The following is a 21,887-nucleotide window of genomic DNA, read 5'->3' as shown; positions in this document are numbered from 1 at the left end:
GCCGGCCATGATCTTGATCCGCCCCCGCGCGGTGGCGTGGGCGGTGGCGATGTTGGGGAGACCGTCGAGTGCCCGGTGGGCACCGCCCGAGGTGAGGATGCGCTCGAACTCCAGCGACACCGCTGCTTCGGTGGCCTCGGCGAAATCCGGCACGAGGTCGATGGCGCGATGCAGCGTGCTGCCGAGGCCCTGGGCGTGGTCGAGCAGCCGCTTGAGCACCTTGAGGTCCAGTTCGCCGTTCGGTCGGGAGGCGCCCAGCACCACGCCCGCGAGGCCGGCGGCGCGAATGGCGTCGATGTCGGCGAGCATGGCGCCGATGTCGGCGTCATCGAAGATGAAGTCGCCGCTGCGGGGGCGGACCATGGCGTAGACCGGGATCGGCGCCCTGGCGGCGAGCGCCATCAGCCCCGGCAACGGCGTCAGCCCGCCGAGTTCGAGCGCCGAGCAGAGCTCGATCCGGTCGCCGCCGCCGGCAATGGCCGCCGTAAGGCTTTGCGGGTCGGCGACGCAGACTTCGAGGAGGGTCACGCGGCATGCTCCGTGAAACCGAGGATGGCGGCGCCGACGAGGCCGGGCTCGACCGTCAATTGCGAGGGCACCACCAGCGGTTGGTTGAGCCGGCGCAGGATGCGTTTGCGGACTTCGGTGTCGAGCAGCGCAATGATTTCGCGCACCTTGCCGAGCCCGCCGCCGACCGGGACGATGCCGGCGCCGACGACGTTGACCACCAGAGCCAGCGGACCGGCCAGGAGGTCCACCTGCACCTCGATGGTGCGCCGGGCCGCCGCGTCGCCGGCGCGCCACGCTTCGACAATCGCGGTGCTGGCGAGGTCGACGCCGTGGAGGTGCTTGTAGAGCCGCTCCAAGCCACGCGCTCCGCCGACCGTATCGACGCAGCCGATCTGGCCGCAGCCGCAGTTGAACCGCGGAATGGCGACCGGCGGGGTGCCGGCAGAGGTCGCGGCGACCGGGCCATGGCCCCATTCGCCGGCAAAGCCGCCGGCGCCGTTGACGATATGCCCGTCGATCACCAGCCCGCCGCCGACCCCGGTGCCGAGGATGGCGCCGAAGACGATCCGGTGGCCCCGCCCGGCGCCTTCGATGGCTTCGGCAATGGCGAAGCAGTCCGCGTCATTGGCGACGAACACCTGTCGGCCGAGGCGCGCCGAAAGTTCGGCTGCCAGCTGCCGGCCGTCGATGCACGGGATGTTGGCACAGGTGATGGTGCCGGTCGCCGGATCGACCACGCCGGTGATCGAGATGGCCACGGGCACATCGGCTGGAGCGGCGCGCTCGGCGACCCCGCGGATCGCCGCGACGAATGCGGCGAAATCCTCGAGCGGTGTTGCGACGCGTCCGAGCGGGGTCAGGTCGGACGGGCTCTTCGCCAATGCGCCCTTGATCCCGGAACCGCCAATATCGAGGCAGATAATCATCTGTGTTGAGTGCTTTCTAACGAGCAGGCGTCTAGGTTCGTGGCGGCTGGCCGACTCGGCCGGCGCGAAGGGTGCGATGGCGCGTAATGGTTGAACAGAGCCGGCAACAGGCGACCCCCACGATCGACGATGTCGCGACGCTGGCGGGCGTATCCCGCGCCGTGGCGTCGCGCGCGCTCTCGACCGAAAAGCGCCCGGTCTCGGCCGAAAAACGCGATCGCGTGCTGCAGGCGGCGGCGGAGCTCGGCTATCGGGTGAATCTCCTGGCCCAGAGCCTCACCACCAAGACGGTCAACCTCGTCGCCGTGGTGGTCAACCACATCCATGATCTGTCCGATCTCGACCTGTTCGACCTGCTGCTGGCCGAAACCCAGGCGATCGGCAAGCAGGTCATCCTCATCCGCGTCGGCTCGGTCGACAAGGTCGAGGAGTTCCTGCGCCAGGGCGTCGCCTATCACGTCGACGCGGCGCTGGTGTTCTCCGATTTCGCCGACGCCGAGACGGTGCGGAAGATGTTCCGCTCCGACCTGGTGGTTATGCTCAACGGGCGGCACGACATGCTGTCGCCCACCGTCATTCCGGACGAGGCGATGGGCATCGGCCAGGCGGTGGCGGACGCTGCGCGGAACGGCGTCAAGACCGCGGGGCTGGTCACGGGGCGTGCGTCCTCGCTGGTCGAGGAGGCGCGTATCGCCTCCTATGTGCGGGCATTCGCAAAGCATGGGATCGAGCTTGTGCAGACGGTCCAGGGTGACTATTCCTATCAGAGCGGGCACGCGGCGGCGCCGGCGGTGGTCGGCTTCGAGTGCCCCGATGCGGTGTTCTGCACCTCGGACGCCATGGCGATGGGCATTCTCGACGTCTGCCGCGAGGATTTTCCGGGCAACCGGCCGACGCGCTTCCGGCTCTACGGATTCGACAATTTGTCCCTGACCGATTTCGACGCTTATCCGATTTCCTCGATCGGCTACGACAAGGCGGACTATGTGCGCCAGATGGTGCGGTTCATCGCCGATCCGTCCGCGTTCGTTCCGGGCCAGCCGCCGGTGATGATCCCGACGCGGTTCGTGCCAAGGAAAACGAGCTAGGGGTTCACCCCTGGAGGCTGCGTTTTCCCTTCTCCCCTCAGGGGAGAGGGCAGCGGCAGCACTGAGCAATCAGAACGGGGTTCCGGGCCGCCTTTGGGGGACGGCCCGGTTGTTGGCTCGGGTGGCGTGCGAAGGGAGGGCGCCGCCCTTGCCGGTTCTTACCAGAGCGCGATCAGCTCGGGCGGGTTGGCGGTCTCGCCCCACCACTTCTTGTAGTTCGCCGAATAGGCGCCCGACTGGATGTAGTCCGACACGAACATGTCGAGCCAGCGCACGAACTCGGTATCGCCCTTGGCCACCGCGATGCTGATCGGGTCGTTCGAATAGAGGCCCGGGAGCGTCACGAGGGTGGGGTTCTTGGTGGCGAGGTAGTCGAGGAGCGAGGAGTCCTCGATGGCCGCGTCGACGCGCCTCTGCTGCAGCTGCAGCACGCCATCGGGGGCGAACTGGTCGACATAGACCAGCTCGGCGGTCGGTACGGCGGTCTTGATGAAGGTTTCGCCGGTGGTGCCGCGGCCGACGACGACCTTCTTGCCGGCGAGGTCTTCGAGCTTGGTGATGCCCGAGTCGGCCTGCACGATGACGCGGAGACCGGCGCGGTTATAGGGGATGGTGAAGTTCACCGACTTGGCGCGCTCGAGCGTCGCCGACGTGTTGGCGACGACGATGTCGAGCTGGCCCGAGACCAACATCGAGATGCGCGCGTCACCCGAGACGTCCGTGAACTCGACCGGCACGCCGAGCTTCGTCGCGATCATGTTGGCGACGTCGACGTCGTAGCCCACCGGGTTGTTCTGCTCGTCGCGGAAGCCGATCGGCTCGCCGCCGAGCGACACGCCGATGCGCACGACATTGCGGCCGCGGATGTCGTCGAGCATGCCGGCGAAAGCCGGGGCAGCCGTGCCGGCGACGAGCGCCAGCGCAGCAATGGCAGTCAGAATACGCTTCATGGTTTGGTTCCTCTCCTGATCATGCAGTCTTCGCTGCCATGAGCTCTGGCTCGGGCATCGACTCGTCCCAGAGCCAGTAGCGGATCTCGCCCTGGCACCGGAAATTCACCACCTCGTGGTTCCCCTTGGCATCGACGGCGTGGATCACCACCCCGCCGAGGAACCCTTCGCTGAGTTCGTTTAGCTCCTCGACCGCGAGCTTGATCGCGTCACCGAGCGAGTAGCCGAGCTTCATGGCGAGAACGATAGTGCGGCTGGTCGCGCAGCGCATCGTCATCTCGCCGGTATGGGTGCAGGCGGCGGCGCCGTAGCGGCTGTCGGCATAAAAGCCCGCGCCGGGGATCGGGCTGTCGCCGAGGCGGCCGGGATATTTCCAGGCCCAGCCGGAGGTCGAGGTGGCAGCGTGGATGCCGCGATTGGCATCGGCGCTGAGATAAACCGTGGTGTCGCGCACCCGCTCGGGGTCGGTGATGGTCTTGAGCAGCGGCACCAGCGGCACGTCGGGGAAGCGCGCCGCGTCCTCCGGGCCCAGCTCCTTTTCGAGCCGCTCCCACCAGACGCGCCTTGAATCCTCGAGCAGTACGTCGTCGACGGAGAAACCGGTTTCAGTGGCGAAGCGGCGCGCGCCCGCCCCGGTCAGCATGACATGCGGCAATCGCTTCAGCACTTCGTGGGCGAGGCGGGCGACCGGGATGGTATTTGGCACTGCACCGACGCTGCCGATCTCGCGGGTGGTGCCGTCCATCACCGCGGCATCGCATTCCATCTCGCCCAGCATGTTGGGCCAGCCGCCATAGCCGACGCTGCGCACCTTGGGTTCGGCCTCGACCTTCGAAATGCCGGCAACCATGGCGGTGAGGCTGTCGGCGCCCGACTTCAGCATGTCGACGGTGGTCGGCACGCCCGCCCAGCCTTCGGCGTTGGCGATGAACAACATGGTGGTCAGTCTTTCCGCATCTTGGATAGAAACTGCGCGACGCGCGGCTGTGCGAGGCCACCGTCGGCTGCAAAGAATTCCTTGGTCGGCAGGTCGACCAGCAGCACGCCCTTCTCGAGAAAGACGATGCGATTGGAGATCTGCCGGGCGAACTCGATCTCGTGGGTGACGAACAGCATGGTGGTGCCGCTGGTCGCGAGCTTGGCGAGGATGTCGAGCACTTCCGAGGTCATCTCGGGGTCGAGCGCCGAGGTCACCTCGTCGAGCAGCAGGTAGCGCGGGTTCATCGCCAGCGCCCGGCAGATGCCGACGCGCTGCCGCTGGCCGCCCGACAGCTGCGCCGGATAGGCATCGGCGCGATCGCCGAGCCCGACCGAGGCGAGCAGCGCCCGGCCCTCGGCTTCCGCCTCGGCCTTGGGGCGCTTCAGCACTTCGATCGGCGCTAGCGTAATGTTCTGCAGCGCCGTCATGTGCGGGTAGAGGTTGAAGAGCTGGAACACGGTGCCGCTGCGCTTGCGCGCCTCGGCCAGTTCCTTGGGCTTACTCACATCGAAATCATCGACCGTGATCTTGCCCGCATTGAGCTTTTCGAGCCCGTTGATGCAGCGGATCAGCGTCGACTTGCCCGAACCCGACGAGCCGAGGATGGAGACCACCTCGCCCGGGTTCACCACAAGGTTGACGCCGTCGAGCACCACCGCCTGGCCAAAGGCCTTTTTGACGTTTTCGACTTTCAGCATTTCAAAGGCCCCGGAAGGCGGTGTGCGACCGCAGACGTTTCTCGAGCCGCGCACCGATCGCCGCGACGAGCTTGGCGGTGAGGTAGTAAAGGATGCCGACCACCGTCCACACCATGAACGGCTTCAGCGTCCTGAGGTTGAGGTTGGCGCCGATCTTGGCGAGATCCATGACGCCGATCACCGAGATCAGCGAAGTCACCTGCAGCTGGTTGACCAGCAGCGCCGTCAGCGGCCCGATCGAGAAGGCGGCCGCCTGCGGCGCGATCACGTGGCGCAGCACCTGCCAGCGCGATAGCCCGAACACCCGCGCCGCCTCGATCTGGTCGCGGCCGATCGATTCGATCGAGGACACCGCGATGACGTAGACGAAGGCCGCGGTGTTGGCCGAGAGCGTCACGATCGCGGCCTGCACCGGCGTCACGTTGACGTGGAAGAACGCCGGAAAGCCGAAGAACACCAGGAACAGCTGCACCAGCACCGGCGAGTTCTTGAGGATTTCGGAGACGAAGGTGATGACCTGCGTCAGCACCGGCACGCGGTAGAAGCGCACCACGCCCCACAGCACGCCGACGAACACGCCGATCAGCGTGGTGACGAGGAACAGCCCGATGGTGACGCCGAGACCCTGCAGCAGCAGTACGATGTCGTACGGAGTGAACTCGGCGAAACGCATCAGCTCACCTGTTCCTGGAGGTCGCGGTTGAGCCGGCGATGCAAGAGCGTGATGCCGAGCGAAACGAGATAGGTCAGCGCCGCATAGACCACCAGCAACACGACATAGACCTCGAACGGCCGGAAGGTGTCGGAGGCGACGATCTTGGCCTGCCCGGTCAGCTCGTTGAGCGTGATGGTCGAGAGAATGGAGGAGGTGAGGATCATGTTGATCAGCACCGAGCCGAGCGGCCGCACCGACGTGCGAAGCGCGATGGGGAGCACGATCTTGGTGAAGGTGACGCGCTTGCTGAGCCCGCTGACTTCCGCCGCTTCGAGGATGCCGTTGTCGATGGCAAGGATGCCGGCGCGGATCGCGTCCGAGGCATAGGCCCCGCCGGCGATCGACAGCGCGATGACGCCGGTGGTGAAGGCGTCGATATAGATGCCGATCTCGGGCAACCCGTAATAAAAGAAGAACAGCTGGACGATGAACGGGATGTTGCGGAACAGGTCGACATAGGCGAAGGCCAATCGGTTGAGCCATTTGCTCGACGAGGTGCGCGCGATGGCGACCAGCATGCCGAGGATGACGCTGCCGCAGAGCGCCAGGACACAGACTTCGACCGTCAACAGCGCGCCTTCGGCCAAAAAGCCGAGATGCGGGACAAGGATGGTGAGATCGAGCCGCACGCGCCCTCCCGCCGACTGAAACCGGTTTCACTTTATGTGACGGTTTTGCAATGTCAAGTCGCGAGGTGGCCATATCGCCGCTGCGCCGGGAGCCGGAAACTCCGCACACGCCGCCGTGATCGGCATTGGCCGGCAAGTGTGACCGCAATGCACTCGACAATGCCGGCGGCATCTTGCTGGGTAGTATCGTTAATTTTCACGTTCCAGCGAGATCTGCCTTGCCCACCCGCCGCCTCTTCATGATCGGGAGCGCCGCCCTGGCGCTCAGTGCCTGTTCGTCCACCGGACAGCGCCAGCTGACTGCCTCGAACATCATCCAGGTCGACGAGCCGTGGGCCAGCTACTACTCGATGAAGACCGACGAGCCGTTCCCGATCCCGGGCGTCGATATCCGCCGCATCCCGCAGAAATTCTGGCGCCAGGAAGTCGACTATTCCGGCAAGGAAAAGCCGGGCACCATCGTCGTCAACACCACCGAGCGCTTCCTCTATCTGGTCGAGCCGGGCGGGCGCGCCATGCGTTTCGGCGTCGGCGTCGGACGCGAGGAGGGGCTGAATTTCCGTGGCAGCGCGGTGATTGCTCGCAAGGCCGAATGGCCGCGCTGGACCCCGACCGCCAACATGGTCAAGACTCAGCCGGAGCGCTACGGCCCGGTCGCCGCCGGGCTGGAGCCCGGCCTCAAGAACCCGCTCGGCCCGCGCGCCCTTTATCTCTATCGCAACGGCCAGGACACGCATTTCCGCCTGCACGGCACGCTCGAGCCCTACACCATCGGCCAGAGCGTCTCCTCGGGCTGCATCCGGCTGATCAACCAGGACATCATCGACCTTTACAGCCGGGTTTCCACGGGAACGCGGGTGATCGTTACCGGCTGACGGGATCAGTGCCGACGACCGGGTGACAAATCCCGTTTCGCTGATCATTATGCCTTCCCGGAATCGGCGGTGGGGTAGTCCGTGGCGTCCAAGGCCAATATCGATGCCTGGTTCGAGCGTATCGGCTTTGCCGGCTCGATCGCTCCGTCACTGGAGACATTGAGCCAGCTCGTCCAGCTGCATGTCGCGGCGATTCCGTTCGAGAACCTCGATCCGCTGATGGGCGCGCCGGTGCGACTCGATCTCGCGAACCTGCAGCAAAAGCTACTGTTCGACCGCCGCGGCGGCTTCTGCCTCGAGCAGAACCTGTTGTTCAAGGCCATGCTCGAGGAGCTCGATTTCGAGGTGAAGCTCCATGGCGCCGTAGTGCGCTGGGGCGCGGACGACGGCGAGGATCGGCCGGTCAGCCACGTGCTGCTGACCGTCGACGTCGCCGGCACGCCCTATCTCGTCGATGTCGGCTTCGGCGGGCTGACGCCGACCGCGCCGCTGCGGCTGCGTGCCGATCTCGAGCAGGCGACGGTGCACGAGACCTTCCGGCTGAGCGAGGCCGACGGCCTGTGGCGGCTCGACGCCCGGCTCGGCGAGGACTGGAAGGCGCTCTACACCTTCGATCGCACCGAACTTGGCGAAGATCAGCTGCTCGACGTCAACGAGTCGGTTTCCACCCGGGGCCTGTTCGTCGAGCGGCTGGTCGCGGCGCGCGCCGAGAAGGGCCGCCGCCTCGCGCTCGACAACCTCAAATTCAGCACGCACCTCACCGGCGGCCCCAGCGAGACCCGGATGCTGACCTCGGTGGCGGAGCTGCGCGAGGTGCTGTCGGGTCCGTTCGGCATCAGCCTGCCTCATGACGAGCGGCTTGATCCGGCGCTGCAGAGAATCGTCGACGGCGGGCTCGACTGATGGCGCCGATCAAGGTCGATCCGGACAAGGTCCGCGAGTTCAAGGACGAGCAGGCGTTCTACGACTGGCTCGCCCGGCACCACGACAAGTGGGACGAGGTCTGGATCAAGATCCACAAGGTCGGCTCCGGGATGGCCTCGATCACGCCCAAGGAGGCGATCGACGTGGTGCTCTGCTGGGGCTGGATCGACGCGGTGCGCAAGGGGCACGACGACAAGAGCTTCCTGCAGCGCTACACGCCGCGCGGCAAGAAGAGCATCTGGAGCCAGATCAACGTCGACAACGTCGCGCGGCTGGTGAAATCCGGCCGGATGACCGAGCATGGCCTGAAGCATGTCGAGGCAGCCAAGGCAGACGGCCGTTGGGACAAGGCATACGGCGGCAGCAAGGACATGAAGATCCCCGATGACCTTCAGGCCGCGATCGACGCGGAACCGGCGGCGAAAGAGATGTTCGGCAAGCTCAGCGCGCAGAACCGCTTCGCGCTCGCCTTCCGCACCCACAACATGAAGACCCCGGCCGGCCGGGCGAAGAAGATCGAGGGCTTCGTCGAGATGCTGAAGCGCGGCGAGACCATCTATCCGCAGGGCAAGCAGAAGTGACGGTCTGGGTGGCGTTCCTGCGCGCCGTCAATGTGGGCAAGCGCCAGATGAAGATGGCCGAGCTCAAGGCGCTCTGCGAGGAGCTGGGCTACGCCCGGGTCAAGACCATCCTCGCCAGCGGCAATGTGCGCTTCGAGACGGACCGCGATCCCAAGACGGAACTCGAGGCGGCGATCGAGACGCGCTGGGGATTTTTCAGTGAGGCGGTGATGCGCTCGGGGGCGGAGATCGAGGCGATGCTGGCCTCCAACCCGTTCGCTGGACTGCCGGCCGACGGCGCTTTCCACCGCTATGTGATGATGTTCGACAAGCCATTGCCGTACAACGCAAAATTCCTCGGCGTGGCCGGAGATTATGACGTGGTGCGGGTGGATCGGCGCGACATCTACCTTGTCGGCCACCGGCAGCCCGATGGGCGGCATGGGCCGGGGCTGGACAAGTTCGACCGGCAGTTGGAGAAGGGCGCGGTCGCGACCATGCGCAACTGGAACACCATCCCCAAGGTCTTAAAATGATTACGGTTCTCGGCTCCACCAATCTCGATCTGATCGGCACCGTGAGCCGTATCCCGAAGCCCGGCGAGACCGTGCCGGGGAGGGAATTCTCGATGGCGGCCGGGGGCAAGGGGGCCAACCAGGCGCTCGCGGCGCGCCGGGCCGGGGCCGAAATGCGCATGTTTGCCGCGGCCGGTTCCGACAGTTTTGCAATCGAAGCGCTCAAACTTCTGCGCGCCGACGGCGTCGACCTGACCCACGTGCGGACTGTCGCCGGCGCCACCGGCATTGCCATGATCTTCGTCGACGAGGCGGGCGAGAATGTCATCGCCATCCTCCCCGGCGCCAACGGCACGATGGGCCCGGCCGATGCCGACGCGGCTCTCGCCGGCCTCGGCATCGGCTCGGTGCTGATGCTGCAGCAGGAGATCCCGCAGCCGGCCACCGAACGGGCGCTGGAACTGGCCAAGGCCCAGGGCGTCGTCTCGATCCTCAACACCGCGCCCTTCCTTCCGACCACGAGGGCGGTGGCCGAAAAGGCCTCGATCGTCATCGCCAACGAGACCGAGTTCGAACTGTTGACCGGCGCCGGACTCGACCGGCTCGATGCGGCGATGGCCGACTGGGCGAAATCGCAGAACCAGACGGTGATCGTGACGCTGGGGCCGGACGGGGCGCGGGCCGCGACGCCCACCGGCAGCTTCGCCGTGCCGGCACTGAAGGTCGATCCGGTGGATACGGTGGGGGCAGGGGATACGTTCTGCGGGTACCTGGCGGCCGGGCTCGACCGGGGGCTGGACCTCGAGTCGGCGATGCGGCGGGCGGCGGTTGCGGCGAGCCTTGCGGTGCTGAAGCCGGGGGCGCAGCCGGCTGTGCCGTACGCGGCTGAGGTGGAGAAGGCGCTGGGACAGACTGCCTAGTTCGAGCGTGGGGCCACTCCCACCCTCGGTCCCTCCCCACAAGGGGGAGGGAGGCGCGTGAGCCGCAGCCTCGGTTCATCTGGCACAAATCACTCTTTATCCCTCCCCCTTGTGGGGAGGGATAAAGGGTGGGGGTGGCCCCACGCGCAATTCCCGATACTCAGTCCGCCAGCACCTGCGCCTCGTACGCCCTCAGCATCGGCTCGAGGTGATTCTCGAACAGCAGGCCGGGGGTCTCCTTGAGGGCCAGGGGGTAGGCCGCTTCGGCCGCGAGCGAGAGGCCGAGAAAGGCGATCAGGCCTTCGGCCGCATCGGGGGCGGCGAAGCGGTACTGGCCCTTTTCCAGACGTTCGAGCAGCGCCTTTTTCGAGGCGATCATCCGCTCGGTGACCCCCTCGCCATTGCTCATCGAGCTCGGCAGCTTGATGTAGTCGTGCTGCGGCGTGCCGAGGTGGTGGACGGTAGCCGCCGTGCGCCACAGCTGCATCAGCAGTTCGAGGTCGGTCATGTTGGTGAGGTTGAGATCGTAGCGCGCGTCGCAGCGCCGGCGGTCCCATACGATCATCGAATCCATCGACAGGTTGACGAACTTGTACCCGCCGGGGCTCAGCACCCGGTCCGGCCCGTCGCCGACGAGGCGCAATCGGTTGTAGCCCGCGTCCATCACCTCGAGTGCCGACGAGACGATGGGCGAGGATGCGGCGAGCGCCGCGACCGCCAGCTCGAGCTTCCTGGGCTTCATCCGGTCGTCGGCATCGAGGATCGCCACATAGGGTGTCTGAATGCGGTCGAGCGCCAGGTTGCGGGCCCGCGAGGCGCCGGCGCCCACCCGGCCCGAGCTCAGGAAGTGGAAGCGGTTGTCGGCAAGGCCGGCGCGGCCCAGCAGGTCCTCGTAGTCCTCGCCGTCATCGGCGACCACCCAGATTTCCCAATCGGGGTAGGTCTGGGCGAGTACGCTCCTCACCGCTTCCCCGATCAGTTTTTCGGCCTTGTAGGCGGGGATCACCACCGCCACCGTTGCATCCGTCAAAGTCAAGCCCCCGGCCCGTCAGCGGACTTGAAGCGCGCCCGCGCCCGACCCATATCAATGCCCGTGGATCGGTGCCACTGAAACTCGGGCCGGTCCATTACGTTGCTTGGAACAAGGACGATCGGATGTCGCGCGTCTCGATGTTTTCGGCGCCATTCCTGCTCGGCTTCGATGCCTTCGAAGAACGCATCGATCGGATCAGCAAAGCCGCCGACGGCTATCCGCCCTACAATATCGAGCGTTCGCTCGACCAGGAGGGCGCTGAGACCTTCCTCATCTCCATCGCCGTAGCCGGGTTCGGCTCAGCCGACCTCGAGGTGATGGTGGAGGACAACCAGCTTCTGGTGCGTGGGCGCCAGAAGGACGACGCGGCCCGGCAGTACCTGCATCGCGGCATTGCCGCGCGGCAGTTCCAGCGAAACTTCCTCCTCGCCGACGGCATGGTGGTGAAAGACGCGATTTTGAGGAACGGCATGCTGATGATCGCAGTTGTTCGTCCAAGAGCCGAAAAAATCGCCCGCCGTATCGAGATTCGTTCTGCCTAGAAAGGGGAACACAGCATGCAAGAGAACAGAGAAGCAAACATCGACAACCCCCTGCGGAGCCTGACGCCGGCCCAGTTCATGGCGCTTGGCGGCAATGCGGTGGTTTATGTCAAGCACGTCAAGGGCGCGGACATGGGTCCGATCCTGCCCGACAGCGAATTCAGTGAAGAGTCCGACTTCCACATCGTGGTTTCCGCCGACGGCTCGCCGCTGATGGTTGGCGACAGCGAGGAAGCGGTCGCAGAGTGGCTGGCCGACAAGTCCTTCGGGATCGTGACGCTGCACTGAGCGGGAGCTGAGGCCTCGAGCCTCCGCCGCACCACCCACCCTGGCCCTCCCCACTGAGGGGAGGGGAGTTCCGGCCTTCATCCTCATACCTGCGGACACTTTCGCCTTCTCCCCTCGGGGAGGAGGTGGCGCATGGCGCAGGATGAGGGGTCGCGATGCAAGGCATCGCCGATCCGAGGAGCGACAGCGTCTAGGGAGACAACCCCTCATCCGCCCTTCGGGCATCTTCTCCCGCAAGGGAGAAGGCAGGGGGAGAAATCCGAAATCGTTGGCTGTTACGCCGCCCGCGTCGTTTGCAGCGGCTGGGTGAGGATTGCGTACATCTCGGCCGCGTCGTGGCTGCGGCGCAGCCGGCTCGTGACCGAGTCGGTCCTCAGGATCCGGGCCACCCGGGCCAGGGCCTTCAGATGATCGGCGCCCGCCCCCATGGGGGCGAGCAACAGCATCACGAGGTCGACCGGCTGGTCGTCGACCGCTTCGAACTCCACTGGGGTCTCGAGCCTGGCGAATACCGCGGTGACCGCGCCGATGCCGGGAATCTTGCCGTGCGGGATGGCGATGCCGTTACCGAGGCCGGTCGAGCCCAGCTGCTCGCGGTCGTTCACGGCCTCGAAGATCGTCGCGGCGTCCTGTCCGGTGACGCTGGCGGCGCGTTCTGAAAGCCTTTGCAGCACGTCGAGCTTGGTCTTGATACCAGAACAAACAATTACGGACTCCTCGGAGAGGATGTCAGCCAATTCCATCAAGAATTTCCCATCGTGGAAGCGGAAAGAGCAAGCTCTTCCGGAGCCCTAGTTCGGCCTGAGGGCCGGATCGATCCAGCCAATATTCCCGTCGGCGCGGCGGTAGACCACATTCAGGCCACCATGTCCAGCATGCCGGAATACCACCACTTCCGCCTGCGTCAGATCAAGCTGCATCACCGCTTCGCCCACAGACATCTGAATGAGGCTGGAGGTCGCCTCGGCGATAACCGGCGGCGAGTAGTCTTCCTGCAACTCGTCGTCCTCGCTGGGGGCGGCCAGCACATAGGACGGCGCCTCCTCGGCGGTGCCGTTGGGGTGCCGCCGGTGCGCCTTGAGCTTGCGGTTGTAGCGCCTGAGCCGCTTCTCGATGGTCTCGGCCATGCCGGTATAGGCCGAGATGGCGTCGCCGCCAAAGGCACTCGATTGCAGCACGGCGCCGGAATCGAGATGCACCATGCACTGGGCGCTGAACCCCGAGCCTTCGGGCTCGAGGGTGAGGTGGCCGGTATAGTTGCCGTCGAAATACTTCTTCACTACCGTGTCGAAATGGCCTTGCGCCTTGAGCCGGAGCGCATCGCCGACATCCATGTTCTTTCCTGAGACGCGCAGAGTCATGGAGGTCCTCTTTCTCTTTTTGGTGTAATCGGCCGAGGCGGCCGACACCATGAGATGTGGGCACCCCGGTGCGGGGAGTCTAGACCGCCCCTGCACAGGGGGCAATGCGCGGCTGGCGGTTGGGTTCAATTGCGAGGGATAGGACTTAGGGGGAAGCCCTCGCGTGCGGTGCGAGGGGGTCCACGCTCCTGTCCCCTCCCCCTGGCAATGGGGAGGGGACCCTGCAACCAGGGCCGGCCTTTTGGTCTCCCTACCCCGATTCAAGGAGAGGGGGACAGCCTCACGGCCGGTGCCACCCCTGTCCCCTCCCCCTGAACAGGGGGAGGGAGACCCTGCCACCAAAGCCCGAGTTTTCGTCTCCCTCCCCATTCCTAGGGGGAGGGGACAGGGGTGGGGGTCGGCTCGCACCGGCCATCAGGCAATATGCTCTACCGCCCCGCTGCCACCAGCGCCCGCTTCTGCCGGCGGCGGATGACCGAGGAGGGGATGTGCATGCCCTCGCGGTATTTCGCCACCGTGCGGCGGGCGACCTCGATGCCGCGCTCCTTGTGCAGCATCTCGGCGATGGTGTCGTCCGAGAGGATATCGGCCGGCAGTTCCGCCTCGATGATCTGACGGATGCGGTGGCGCACCGCCTCGGCCGAATGGTCGGCCTCGCCGGTCGAGGAGCCGAGCGCGGTGGTGAAGAAGTACTTCATCTCGAACAGCCCGCGCGGCGTCGACACGTATTTGTTCGAGGTGACCCGGCTCACCGTCGATTCGTGCATCTCGATGGCGTCGGCCACCGCCTTGAGCGTCATCGGCCGCAGGTGCGTGATGCCGTGGACGAGGAAGCCGTCCTGCTGCTTGACGATCTCGGCGGTGACCTTGAGGACGGTCTGCGCCCGCTGGTCGAGGCTCTTGGCCAGCCAGTTGGCGGTGGCGAGGCAATCGGTGAGGAAGCTCTTTTCCGCCACGTCGCGGGTCTTCCGCGTGACGCTCGCATAGTAGGTGCGGTTGACCAGCACCCGCGGCAGCACCTCGGCATTGAGCTCGATCTGCCACTCGCCGCCCGAACCGCGCCTGACGAAAACGTCCGGGACCACCGATTCGACCGGGCCGGCCTCGAAGGCGCGGCCCGGCTTGGGATCGAGTTCCCTGAGCTCTGCCAGCATGTCGACGAGATCCTCGCGGTCGCAGCCGACGGCGCGCGCCAGGGCGCCCATGTCGTGCTGGGCGATGAGCTCGAGATGGTCGAGCAGCCGGACCATCATCGGGTCGAGCCGGTCCTTCTCGCGCAGTTGCAGCGCGAGGCACTCGCGCACGTTGCGCGCGAACACCCCGATGGGGTCGCATCCCTGCAGCTTTTCGAGCACCGCCTCGATCGCCGCGACTGGCGCGCCGAGCTGTTCTGCCACCGTCTGGAGTTCGACCGCCAGGTACCCCGCCTCGTTGAGGCTGTCGATCAGGAACTGCGCGATCAGCCGCTCGGCGGGGTCGCCGGTGATTAGGCCCGCCTGCACGGCGAGATGGTCGCCGAGGGTGGGGCGCGCGGCGACGAACTGGTCGATATCGACCGCTTCGCCTTCGCCGGAGCCGCCGCGTTCGGCCCAGAGCGATGAATCGGTCTGCCGGTCGGGCGCCGACTGGTCGGGAAAGACGTTCTCGACCTCGGTGTCGTAGCCGTTGGCTATCGAATCCGCCGACTGGATGCGCTCCCCGAAATCGACCGTGTCCTCGGCTGCGTTGAGCTCGACCAGCCGCTCCGGCAGCTCGTTCGCTGCCTCCTCCGGCGCCTCGGCCCCGTCCTCGCGCTCGAGCAGCGGATTGCGCAGCAGCTCGGCCTCGACGAAGGCGTTGAGTTCAAGATGGCTGAGCTGCAGCAGCCGGATCGACTGCATCAATTGCGGCGTGAGCGTCAGGCTCTGGCTCTGACGAACCTCAAGCCGTGGCGTCAAGGCCATACACGCATTCCCCCGAGGCAATAAGACTTCCCGCGGGCGAACATGCATGATTGGGCCACGGAGGGCAAGAAGCGTGCCAACGGGGAAAGGCGTGAATGGTGAATGGCGGGGGAGGTTTGGGCGGCCTTCCTCACCATTCACACCTCGAACGTATCCCCCAGATACACCCGCCGTGCCTCCGGGTCGGCGGCGATGACCTCGGGCTTGCCCTGGATCATCACGTGGCCCTCGTGGATCAGGTAGGCGCGGTCGACCAGCGATAGCGTCTCGCGCACCGAGTGGTCGGTGATCAGCACCCCGATGCCGCGGCGGGTGAGGTGGCGGACCAGCATCTTCACCTCGCTGACCGCGATCGGGTCGACGCCGGCGAAGGGCTCGTCGAGCAGCATGAACAGCGGGTCGGCAGCCATGGCGCGGGCGATTTCGACCCGCCGCCGCTCGCCGCCCGACAGCGCCAGGGCGTTGGATCTGGCGATGTGCCGGATGCCGAACTCGTCGAGCAGCTCCTCGAGGCGAAGCAGCCGGTCGCGCTTTTTCGGCACGTGGCCCTCGAGCACAGCGAGGATGTTGCCCTCGACGCTGAGGCCGCGAAAGATCGAGCTCTCCTGCGGCAGGTAGCCGATGCCGAGCCGGCCGCGCTGGAACAGCGGCAGGTTGGTGATCGGCCGCCCGTCGAGCAGGATCTTGCCCCGGTCGGGCTTCACCAGCCCCATGATCATGGTGAAGACGGTGGTCTTGCCCGCGCCGTTCGGCCCGAGCAGGCCGACCGCCTCGCCGCGGCGCACCGCGAGGCTGACATTCTCGACCACGGTGCGCTTGCCGAAACTCTTGTTGAGCCCGTGCGCCACGAGCCACCCGGTCTGGTCGACCCTGGCCCCCTGGGTCGCTGCGGCGCCCTCGTTCATTGCGGGGTGAACACGCCGGTCACCCGGCCCCCTTTGCTGCCCTTGAACACCGAGTTCCCGGTTTGAAGGTTGATGGTCAGTTCCGGCCCGCTCACCGTGCCCTGCGCGTTGACCACCGTGACGTTGTCGGTGAGCCGCAGCACCTGGCTGTCCGGATCGAACGTCGCCTTGCTGCCGGTGGCCTCCTGGGTGGAGGTCTTGATCCTCACCTGGCCGGTCGCGGTCAGGCTGTCGATGTCGCCCTCGCCGCCGCTGCCATAGATCACCACCACCTTGTCGGCCCACAGCGTCAGTCCGGTGCGGGTGATCACCACGTTGCCGGAGAAGGTGGCGTTCTTGTTGTTCTGGTCGATGGTGAAGCCGTCGGCCGTCACCTTGACCGGCTCCGCGGCAACCGCCGGCAGCGCCAGCAGCAGCGCCGTGAACAAGGCTGCAAGCCGCTTCACTCTGTCTCTCCCGGCGTCGTGACGAGGTTCACGGTGACGTCCTTGAAGGTGTAGATGCCGGTCGTCCGGTCAAAGGTCATGCCGTCGGAGGTGAGGGTCGAGCCGCCGGGCAGCTTGAGGTCCACGGCGCCGCTCGCCACCATCTTCCAGTTCATCAGGTCGGCGAACACCGCTTCGAGCGTGCCGTCGAGCCCGCTGGTGCTGGTGACATGCGCGACGCCCGGCACGTCGAGCAGCTGGTCGTTGGCCTGGAACCGCGCTGCCGCCGCCTCTGCCGTCATCGCCGCGCCGCGGGTCGGGGTCATGGTGAAGGTCGCGTCTTCCATGTCGATGAGGTCGCTCTGCGTCGTCGCCACCTTCGCCGCCCGGGCCGTGAGAGCATAGAGCGTGCCGTCATCGCCGGTGGAGGTCAGCCTGGGCGTCTCGACCACGAGGTTGTCGCGGTCGATCCGGATGCTGGAAAAGCCGAAGCGCTCGGCGAGGCTGCCCAGCACGATCATCCCCAGCACCACGGCGAACACTGCCGCTCCCGCCGCCGGCACGATCCAGCGCAGCGCCCCGACCACCCGGTTGCGCCGGCCGAGCCTCGCATAGAGCCGGGCACGCACATCGGTCGGGGCGGCCAGCGACGCCATCAGCTATGCGCGAAGATGTCGGTCTCGTCCCAGCCCAAGAGGTCGAGATCGATCCGGTGCTTGAGGAAGTCGAAGCAGGCGGTGGCGAGCTCCACCCGGCCCTCGCGCTTCAGCATGCGGTCGAGATGGCGCTTGATGTCGTGGAGGTAGAGGACGTCCGACGCGGCGTAGTCGAGCTGCGCCTCGGTGATCTTCTCGGCGCCCCAGTCCGAGCTCTGCTGCTGCTTCGAAAGGTCGATGTTGAGCAGCTCGCGCACGAGATCCTTGAGCCCGTGCCGGTCGGTATAGGTGCGCACGAGCTTCGATGCGATCTTGGTGCAGTAGACGGGGCCCGTGACGACGCCGAAGCGATGCTTCAGCACCGCCATGTCGAAGCGCGCATAGTGGAAGATCTTGGTGACGCCGGGGTCGCTGAACAGCTTGACGAGGTTAGGCGCCTCCCTCAGGTCCGCCGGGATCTGCACCACGTCGGCGCTGCCGTCGCCGGGCGAAAGCTGCACCACGCAGAGGCGGTCGCGGCGCGGATCGAGCCCCATGGTTTCGGTGTCGATCGCCACCTCCCGGCCATAGCGCGAAAGGTCGGGCAGGTCGCCCCGATGCAGTCTGATAGTCATGTCTTGATCCCGGTCCCGCGATTGCGCTGTGATGCCATAGCATAAAGGCGTTGGAAAGGCCGGGCAGCACCGCTACAAACCGTTAGCCGCGCGGCCAGGCGGCTTGTGGCGGGTGGAATTTCGATGACGCTGAGCAAGGTCCGCGACGGACTGAGCGGTTTACCGCGCCGCGCCAAGCAGGCCATCCTGATCGCCTTCGACACGCTGGCGCTGCTCGGCGTGCTGTGGCTGAGCTTCACCATCCGCCTCGGCGGCCCGTTCACCCCCATGCCGGCGCACATCCTGCTGATGCTGCTGGCGCCGGTGGTGGCCATTCCGGTGTTCGTGCGGCTCGGGCTCTATCGCGCCGTCATCCGCTACCTCCCCGAGCGGGCGCTGTGGACCATCATCCAGGCGATGATGCTGGCGACGCTGTTCTGGGTGTTCGCGCTGTTCCTCGCCGAGGCGACGAGGCTCGCCATCTTCCCGCGCACCGTGCCGTTCTTCTACTTCATCTTCGGCACGGTGATCATCGCCGGCTCGCGCTTCCTTGCGAAGGCCCTGCTCTGGCTGCCCGAGACCGGCATCGACCGCCGGGGCGGCGTGGTGATCTATGGCGCCGGCTCGGCCGGCACCCAGCTCGCCGAGGCGCTGCGGGCCCAGCGCGCCAGCCATGTCGTCGCCTTTCTCGATGACGACCAGAACCTCTGGGGCCGCGACGTCGCCGGCATCCGAGTCTATCCGGCAAGCAAGCTCGGCGAGCTGATCCGGAACCGCGGCGTGCGGGAGGTGATTCTCTCGGTCCCCTCGGCCGACGCCACGCGCCGCGCCAGGATCGTCGCCGAACTCAGCCACCATCAGCTGAAGATCCGGGCCTTGCCGGCCATCGCCGACCTGGTGTCCGGCAAGTACCTGGTGAGCCAGCTGCGCGAGATCGATATCGACGACCTGCTCGGCCGCTCGGCGGTGCCGGCCGATCCCGAACTGATGCGCGAAATGCTCGCCGGCCGGGTGATCCTCGTCACCGGCGCCGGCGGCTCGATCGGCTCCGAACTCACCCGGCTGATCGTCAGGCACGGACCCAGGAAGCTGGTGCTGCTCGAGGCCAACGAGTTCGCGCTGTACGAGATCGAGCGGTCGCTGAAGCCGCTGGCCGAAATGCCGCTGGTGCCGGTGCTCGGCTCGGTCGCGGATGCGGGGCTGCTCCGCCGCACGCTGGCAACGCATGGCGTCGAGGTGATCTTCCATGCCGCGGCGCACAAGCACGTGCCGCTGGTCGAGGCGAACCCGCTCGAGGGCGTGCGCAACAACGTCATCGGCACCAAAACCCTGGTCGAGGCGGCCGTCGCCGCGCGGGTCGAGCGCTTCGTCCTTATCTCGACCGACAAGGCGGTGCGGCCCGCGAGCGTCATGGGCGCCACCAAGCGCTGGGCCGAGCTGATCGTCCGCCATCACGGCAAGGCCCGGGACGGCGGGAGCGGCATGCGCTACTGCTCGGTCCGCTTCGGCAACGTGCTCGGCTCGAACGGCTCGGTGGTGCCGCTGTTCCGCGAGCAGATCGCCGCCGGGGGGCCCGTGACCCTCACCGACAACCGCATGACGCGCTACTTCATGTCCGTCCACGAGGCGGCCGAACTGATCGTCCAGGCGGGCGCGCTGGCCGAGGGCGGCGACATCTTCCTGCTCGACATGGGCGAGCCGGTCGCCATCCGCGACCTCGCCGAGAACATGATCCGGCTTGCCGGGCTGTCGGTGAAATCGGCGGACAATCCGGCCGGCGACATCGCCATCCTCGAGACCGCCGCGCGGCCGGGCGAAAAGCTCACCGAGGAGCTGTTCTTCGATCCGGCCAACGCGCTCCGCACCACCCAGCCGAAAATCCTCCGCACCCCACCGGGCGCCCGCAACACCGACGGCCTCGAGGTCGCCCTCGCCGCCCTCGAAGCGGCGCTCGCGGCCGAGGACGAGGCGGAAGTCCGGCGCGTGCTGTTCGAGTATGTGGAGGAATAGGCCCACGTGGCGCTTGGCGCTGCGGTTACCCCAAGAGCCGCGGCACAAAGCGGCAAGAATGGCGCAGGCGCAGCAGTCCCGGGGAAGCAGCGCAGCTCTCGATGAATACAGTGGCCGCAAGGACTTCCGACCTCATTCCGGAGCGAGCCATGCGACGCCTGCCCATCGTTCCCGCCTCATTTTTCTCGATCGTGCTCGGCACCATCGGGCTCGGCATTTCGTGGCGTGTGCAACGGCTCTGGGAGCTTCCCGGCGGGATCGGCGAGGGCTTCATCTGGCTCGGCATCGTCGTATGGGCGGTGCTGGCCGCACTCTACGTGTTCAAGTGGGTCGCGGCGCCTGGGGCCGCCAAGGCGGAGATCGCCGATCCCGTGCAGTGCTGCTTCGTCGGCCTCGCCGGCGTGGCGACGATGCTGGCCGGCCTCGGGCTGCTGCCCTACAGCGAAGGCATCGCTGCGCTGCTTTACGCGCTGGGGGCGATCTTCACCCTCGGCTTCGGCATCTGGCGCACCGGCCTGCTATGGCGCGGCGGCCGGCCGGAAGCTGCGACCACGCCGGTGCTCTATCTGCCGCTCGTCGCCGGATCGTTCGTCGTCTCGGACGGGCTTTCGGCCTTCGGCTACCCCGATTGGGGCCAACTGGCGTTTGGAGCGGGCTTTTTCACCTGGCTCGCGATCGAGTCCGTGCTGCTGCGGCGCCTCTACACCGAACCCCTGAGCGAGGCCCTTCGGCCGACGCTCGGCATCCAGCTGGCGCCTCCTGCGGTGGGCGCCCTCGCCTATGTCAATGCCACGAGCGGGGCCGGCGACATCCTGGTGCACGCCTTCATCGGCTATGCGGTTCTGCAGGCGCTGCTACTGGCCCGGATGATGCCCTGGATCGCGCGGCGGTTCGCGCCCTCGCTCTGGGCCTTCAGCTTCGGCGCCACGGCGCTTGCCTCTGCCAGCCTGGTCCTTGCGTCACGCGGCGACGCCGGGGCCATCGCGGTGGTTGCGGTGGTGGGGTTCGTTGTCGCCAACCTTCTGGTCGTCGGCCTGATCGTCGGCACGGTGGCGCTGCTGGTCGCCGGCAAGCTGCTTCCCGCTCCCCTCGGTATCGCCAAGCCATGAGGTTGCGAACCTGAACCGGTCGTGGAGTGACGCCCTCACCCGCCGGTGAGCGCGATGAACGCACTCATGGTGACGAGCGAGCCGACGGTGGTGAGGGCCAGCACGGAGGCGAATTCAACCGGCGCGATCTTGTACTGCAGCGCCAGCATGGCGATCAGCACCTGCGAGGGCACCGAAATTGCCACCACCGCCTCGCTGAGAACCGGATTGCCGTAGCCGAGCAGCAGCAGGGCAATGATGACGAGGCCCGGCTGGATGATGTTCTTGGCAATGACGAGAAGCAGCACGGGACCCGACACGGTCACCTTGTTGCTGGCGAGGACGATGCCGGAGACGAACAGCGCGACCCCGGCGGACGCCTGACCCAGCAGCGCCAGTGCGCTGTCGAGCGGCGGCGGCACGGTAACACCCAACAGGACCACGACCACCCCGAGCACCGGCATCCACACCACCGGCTGCCGGAGCGCCTGGACGATTTTCGAGCCGACGCTGACGGGCTGCGGCTTGGCGCCATCCGGGCCTGCCACAGGCTGGCTGTCGATCGAGAGAAGAATGAGCGTCGCCGGGATGACCGTCACGAAATTGATGATGTTGCCGAGCGCCACCGGTCCGTTGCTCGAGGCTCCATAGAGATATCCGAGCACCGTAGGGCCGAGAAAGGCGAGATTAGGCGCCGAAGCGGCGAGGGCGGCGAGGGCGCTCATGCCGATGGAGAGATGGAAGACGAAACGGG

At 66.6% G+C, this 21,887-nt stretch carries 25 protein-coding genes and 1 pseudogene; 10 read left to right on the top strand and 16 right to left on the bottom strand.

Going from position 1 to position 21,887, the window contains the following annotated elements; genetic code table 11:
* Together JWQ89_RS07320 and JWQ89_RS07315 are read right to left on the bottom strand one after the other, a co-directional pair.
* Positions 1-528: copper homeostasis protein CutC (locus tag JWQ89_RS07320; protein ID WP_299639695.1), on the bottom strand; the 528-nt coding region annotated here is incomplete at its 3' end.
* Positions 525-1,436 (bottom strand): ROK family protein, encoded by a 912-nt coding sequence (locus JWQ89_RS07315; protein WP_299639693.1) that lies wholly within the window; start codon positions 1,434-1,436, stop codon positions 525-527. The genes JWQ89_RS07320 and JWQ89_RS07315, both read right to left, overlap by 4 nt.
* Before the next feature lie 86 nt (positions 1,437-1,522).
* On the opposite strand from JWQ89_RS07315, the gene JWQ89_RS07310 reads away from it, so the two are divergent.
* Positions 1,523-2,524: a LacI family DNA-binding transcriptional regulator gene (locus tag JWQ89_RS07310; RefSeq protein ID WP_299639692.1), complete on the top strand. Its 1,002-nt coding sequence runs from the start codon at positions 1,523-1,525 to the stop codon at positions 2,522-2,524.
* Positions 2,525-2,682: 158 nt separating this feature from the next.
* Here the strand turns inward: JWQ89_RS07310 and JWQ89_RS07305 are convergent, their stop codons facing one another.
* The 5 genes from JWQ89_RS07305 to JWQ89_RS07285 are packed head-to-tail and all read right to left on the bottom strand — an operon-like array spanning position 2,683 to position 6,495.
* Positions 2,683-3,474 (bottom strand): transporter substrate-binding domain-containing protein, encoded by a 792-nt coding sequence (locus tag JWQ89_RS07305; protein WP_299639690.1) that lies wholly within the window; start codon positions 3,472-3,474, stop codon positions 2,683-2,685.
* 19 nt (positions 3,475-3,493) lie between these two features.
* Entirely contained in the window at positions 3,494-4,411 is a 918-nt protein-coding gene (locus JWQ89_RS07300; protein WP_299639688.1) for a N(4)-(beta-N-acetylglucosaminyl)-L-asparaginase, read from the bottom strand.
* Between the two features lie 5 nt (positions 4,412-4,416).
* Entirely contained in the window at positions 4,417-5,151 is a 735-nt protein-coding gene (locus JWQ89_RS07295; protein ID WP_299639686.1) for an amino acid ABC transporter ATP-binding protein, read from the bottom strand.
* Position 5,152: 1 nt separating this feature from the next.
* Positions 5,153-5,824: an amino acid ABC transporter permease gene (locus JWQ89_RS07290; protein ID WP_299639684.1), complete on the bottom strand. Its 672-nt coding sequence runs from the start codon at positions 5,822-5,824 to the stop codon at positions 5,153-5,155.
* Positions 5,824-6,495: an amino acid ABC transporter permease gene (locus JWQ89_RS07285; RefSeq protein ID WP_299639683.1), complete on the bottom strand. Its 672-nt coding sequence runs from the start codon at positions 6,493-6,495 to the stop codon at positions 5,824-5,826. Before JWQ89_RS07285 ends, JWQ89_RS07290 begins: the two co-directional genes overlap by 1 nt.
* Positions 6,496-6,713: 218 nt before the next feature.
* Here JWQ89_RS07285 and JWQ89_RS07280 point away from each other — a divergent pair, with 218 nt between their 5' ends.
* The 5 genes from JWQ89_RS07280 to JWQ89_RS07260 all read left to right on the top strand — a co-directional run bounded on the left by JWQ89_RS07280 (position 6,714) and on the right by JWQ89_RS07260 (position 10,289).
* Positions 6,714-7,370 (top strand): L,D-transpeptidase, encoded by a 657-nt coding sequence (locus JWQ89_RS07280; protein WP_366143977.1) that lies wholly within the window; start codon positions 6,714-6,716, stop codon positions 7,368-7,370.
* Positions 7,371-7,451: 81 nt separating this feature from the next.
* Complete coding sequence (locus JWQ89_RS07275; RefSeq protein ID WP_299639681.1) at positions 7,452-8,273, top strand: arylamine N-acetyltransferase; 822 nt, start codon at positions 7,452-7,454, stop codon at positions 8,271-8,273.
* On the top strand, positions 8,273-8,875 hold the full coding sequence (locus tag JWQ89_RS07270; RefSeq protein ID WP_299639679.1) for a YdeI/OmpD-associated family protein: 603 nt from the start codon (positions 8,273-8,275) through the stop codon (positions 8,873-8,875). The genes JWQ89_RS07275 and JWQ89_RS07270 overlap by 1 nt, the downstream gene beginning before the upstream one ends.
* Positions 8,872-9,390: a DUF1697 domain-containing protein gene (locus JWQ89_RS07265; RefSeq protein WP_299639678.1), complete on the top strand. Its 519-nt coding sequence runs from the start codon at positions 8,872-8,874 to the stop codon at positions 9,388-9,390. The genes JWQ89_RS07270 and JWQ89_RS07265 overlap by 4 nt, the downstream gene beginning before the upstream one ends.
* Positions 9,387-10,289 (top strand): ribokinase, encoded by a 903-nt coding sequence (locus JWQ89_RS07260; protein ID WP_299639677.1) that lies wholly within the window; start codon positions 9,387-9,389, stop codon positions 10,287-10,289. Before JWQ89_RS07265 ends, JWQ89_RS07260 begins: the two co-directional genes overlap by 4 nt.
* A 160-nt stretch (positions 10,290-10,449) precedes the next feature.
* On the opposite strand, the gene JWQ89_RS07255 is transcribed toward JWQ89_RS07260, so the two are convergent.
* Positions 10,450-11,325, bottom strand: a complete 876-nt coding sequence (locus JWQ89_RS07255) for a glycosyltransferase family A protein (RefSeq protein WP_299639675.1) — start codon at positions 11,323-11,325, stop codon at positions 10,450-10,452.
* Between the two features lie 119 nt (positions 11,326-11,444).
* Here JWQ89_RS07255 and JWQ89_RS07250 point away from each other — a divergent pair, with 119 nt between their 5' ends.
* Together JWQ89_RS07250 and JWQ89_RS07245 are read left to right on the top strand one after the other, a co-directional pair.
* Complete coding sequence (locus JWQ89_RS07250; RefSeq protein ID WP_299639674.1) at positions 11,445-11,864, top strand: Hsp20 family protein; 420 nt, start codon at positions 11,445-11,447, stop codon at positions 11,862-11,864.
* A gap of 15 nt (positions 11,865-11,879) precedes the next feature.
* The gene (locus tag JWQ89_RS07245) at positions 11,880-12,152 is read left to right on the top strand and encodes a DUF1150 family protein (RefSeq protein ID WP_299639672.1); all 273 of its coding nucleotides are present in this window, start codon (positions 11,880-11,882) and stop codon (positions 12,150-12,152) included.
* Between the two features lie 275 nt (positions 12,153-12,427).
* Here JWQ89_RS07245 and JWQ89_RS07240 read toward each other — a convergent pair whose 3' ends face one another.
* The 7 genes and pseudogenes from JWQ89_RS07240 to JWQ89_RS07210 form a co-directional block, all read right to left on the bottom strand.
* Positions 12,428-12,895 (bottom strand): PTS sugar transporter subunit IIA, encoded by a 468-nt coding sequence (locus JWQ89_RS07240; protein WP_299639670.1) that lies wholly within the window; start codon positions 12,893-12,895, stop codon positions 12,428-12,430.
* Between the two features lie 48 nt (positions 12,896-12,943).
* Positions 12,944-13,513 (bottom strand): HPF/RaiA family ribosome-associated protein, encoded by a 570-nt coding sequence (locus tag JWQ89_RS07235; RefSeq protein WP_299639668.1) that lies wholly within the window; start codon positions 13,511-13,513, stop codon positions 12,944-12,946.
* A 428-nt stretch (positions 13,514-13,941) separates the two neighbouring features.
* Positions 13,942-15,456 carry an RNA polymerase factor sigma-54 gene (gene rpoN / locus JWQ89_RS07230; protein WP_299639666.1) on the bottom strand — a complete coding sequence of 505 codons (1,515 nt, stop codon included), beginning with the start codon at positions 15,454-15,456 and terminating at the stop codon, positions 13,942-13,944.
* Between the two features lie 137 nt (positions 15,457-15,593).
* A pseudogene (gene lptB, locus JWQ89_RS07225) lies at positions 15,594-16,319 on the bottom strand (LPS export ABC transporter ATP-binding protein); the annotation flags it as partial.
* Between the two features lie 38 nt (positions 16,320-16,357).
* Entirely contained in the window at positions 16,358-16,807 is a 450-nt protein-coding gene (gene lptA, locus JWQ89_RS07220; RefSeq protein WP_299639664.1) for a lipopolysaccharide transport periplasmic protein LptA, read from the bottom strand.
* The gene (locus tag JWQ89_RS07215) at positions 16,804-17,442 is read right to left on the bottom strand and encodes an LPS export ABC transporter periplasmic protein LptC (RefSeq protein ID WP_299639663.1); all 639 of its coding nucleotides are present in this window, start codon (positions 17,440-17,442) and stop codon (positions 16,804-16,806) included. The genes lptA and JWQ89_RS07215 overlap by 4 nt, the downstream gene beginning before the upstream one ends.
* Positions 17,442-18,056, bottom strand: a complete 615-nt coding sequence (locus JWQ89_RS07210; RefSeq protein WP_299639662.1) for a ribonuclease H-like domain-containing protein — start codon at positions 18,054-18,056, stop codon at positions 17,442-17,444. Before JWQ89_RS07210 ends, JWQ89_RS07215 begins: the two co-directional genes overlap by 1 nt.
* Positions 18,057-18,179: 123 nt before the next feature.
* Between JWQ89_RS07210 and JWQ89_RS07205 the strand changes: the two genes are divergently transcribed.
* Positions 18,180-20,045: a nucleoside-diphosphate sugar epimerase/dehydratase gene (locus JWQ89_RS07205; protein WP_299639660.1), complete on the top strand. Its 1,866-nt coding sequence runs from the start codon at positions 18,180-18,182 to the stop codon at positions 20,043-20,045.
* Positions 20,046-20,194: 149 nt separating this feature from the next.
* Complete coding sequence (tehA, locus tag JWQ89_RS07200) at positions 20,195-21,154, top strand: dicarboxylate transporter/tellurite-resistance protein TehA (protein ID WP_299639658.1); 960 nt, start codon at positions 20,195-20,197, stop codon at positions 21,152-21,154.
* Between the two features lie 35 nt (positions 21,155-21,189).
* Here tehA and JWQ89_RS07195 read toward each other — a convergent pair.
* Positions 21,190-21,887, bottom strand: a 698-nt coding sequence (locus JWQ89_RS07195) for an AEC family transporter (protein ID WP_299639657.1), incomplete at its 5' end; no start/stop codon positions are given.

It is taken from the genome of Devosia sp., assembly GCF_028290645.1.
GTDB lineage: Bacteria > Pseudomonadota > Alphaproteobacteria > Rhizobiales > Devosiaceae > Devosia_A.
This window is presented reverse-complemented; position numbering and strand designations above follow the sequence as displayed.

Excerpts from the sequence above, each read along its gene's own strand:
- JWQ89_RS07315 (WP_299639693.1), bottom strand. The coding sequence starts at position 1,436 with ATGATTATCTGCCTCGATATTGGCGGTTCCGGGATCAAGGGCGCATTG.
- JWQ89_RS07310 (WP_299639692.1), top strand. The coding sequence starts at position 1,523 with ATGGTTGAACAGAGCCGGCAACAGGCGACCCCCACGATCGACGATGTC.
- JWQ89_RS07305 (WP_299639690.1), bottom strand. The coding sequence starts at position 3,474 with ATGAAGCGTATTCTGACTGCCATTGCTGCGCTGGCGCTCGTCGCCGGC.
- JWQ89_RS07300 (WP_299639688.1), bottom strand. The coding sequence starts at position 4,411 with ATGTTGTTCATCGCCAACGCCGAAGGCTGGGCGGGCGTGCCGACCACC.
- JWQ89_RS07295 (WP_299639686.1), bottom strand. The coding sequence starts at position 5,151 with ATGCTGAAAGTCGAAAACGTCAAAAAGGCCTTTGGCCAGGCGGTGGTG.
- JWQ89_RS07290 (WP_299639684.1), bottom strand. The coding sequence starts at position 5,824 with ATGCGTTTCGCCGAGTTCACTCCGTACGACATCGTACTGCTGCTGCAG.
- JWQ89_RS07270 (WP_299639679.1), top strand. The coding sequence starts at position 8,273 with ATGGCGCCGATCAAGGTCGATCCGGACAAGGTCCGCGAGTTCAAGGAC.
- JWQ89_RS07260 (WP_299639677.1), top strand. The coding sequence starts at position 9,387 with ATGATTACGGTTCTCGGCTCCACCAATCTCGATCTGATCGGCACCGTG.
- JWQ89_RS07250 (WP_299639674.1), top strand. The coding sequence starts at position 11,445 with ATGTCGCGCGTCTCGATGTTTTCGGCGCCATTCCTGCTCGGCTTCGAT.
- JWQ89_RS07245 (WP_299639672.1), top strand. The coding sequence starts at position 11,880 with ATGCAAGAGAACAGAGAAGCAAACATCGACAACCCCCTGCGGAGCCTG.
- JWQ89_RS07240 (WP_299639670.1), bottom strand. The coding sequence starts at position 12,895 with ATGGAATTGGCTGACATCCTCTCCGAGGAGTCCGTAATTGTTTGTTCT.
- JWQ89_RS07235 (WP_299639668.1), bottom strand. The coding sequence starts at position 13,513 with ATGACTCTGCGCGTCTCAGGAAAGAACATGGATGTCGGCGATGCGCTC.
- rpoN (WP_299639666.1), bottom strand. The coding sequence starts at position 15,456 with ATGGCCTTGACGCCACGGCTTGAGGTTCGTCAGAGCCAGAGCCTGACG.
- JWQ89_RS07215 (WP_299639663.1), bottom strand. The coding sequence starts at position 17,442 with ATGGCGTCGCTGGCCGCCCCGACCGATGTGCGTGCCCGGCTCTATGCG.
- JWQ89_RS07210 (WP_299639662.1), bottom strand. The coding sequence starts at position 18,056 with ATGACTATCAGACTGCATCGGGGCGACCTGCCCGACCTTTCGCGCTAT.
- JWQ89_RS07205 (WP_299639660.1), top strand. The coding sequence starts at position 18,180 with ATGACGCTGAGCAAGGTCCGCGACGGACTGAGCGGTTTACCGCGCCGC.
- tehA (WP_299639658.1), top strand. The coding sequence starts at position 20,195 with ATGCGACGCCTGCCCATCGTTCCCGCCTCATTTTTCTCGATCGTGCTC.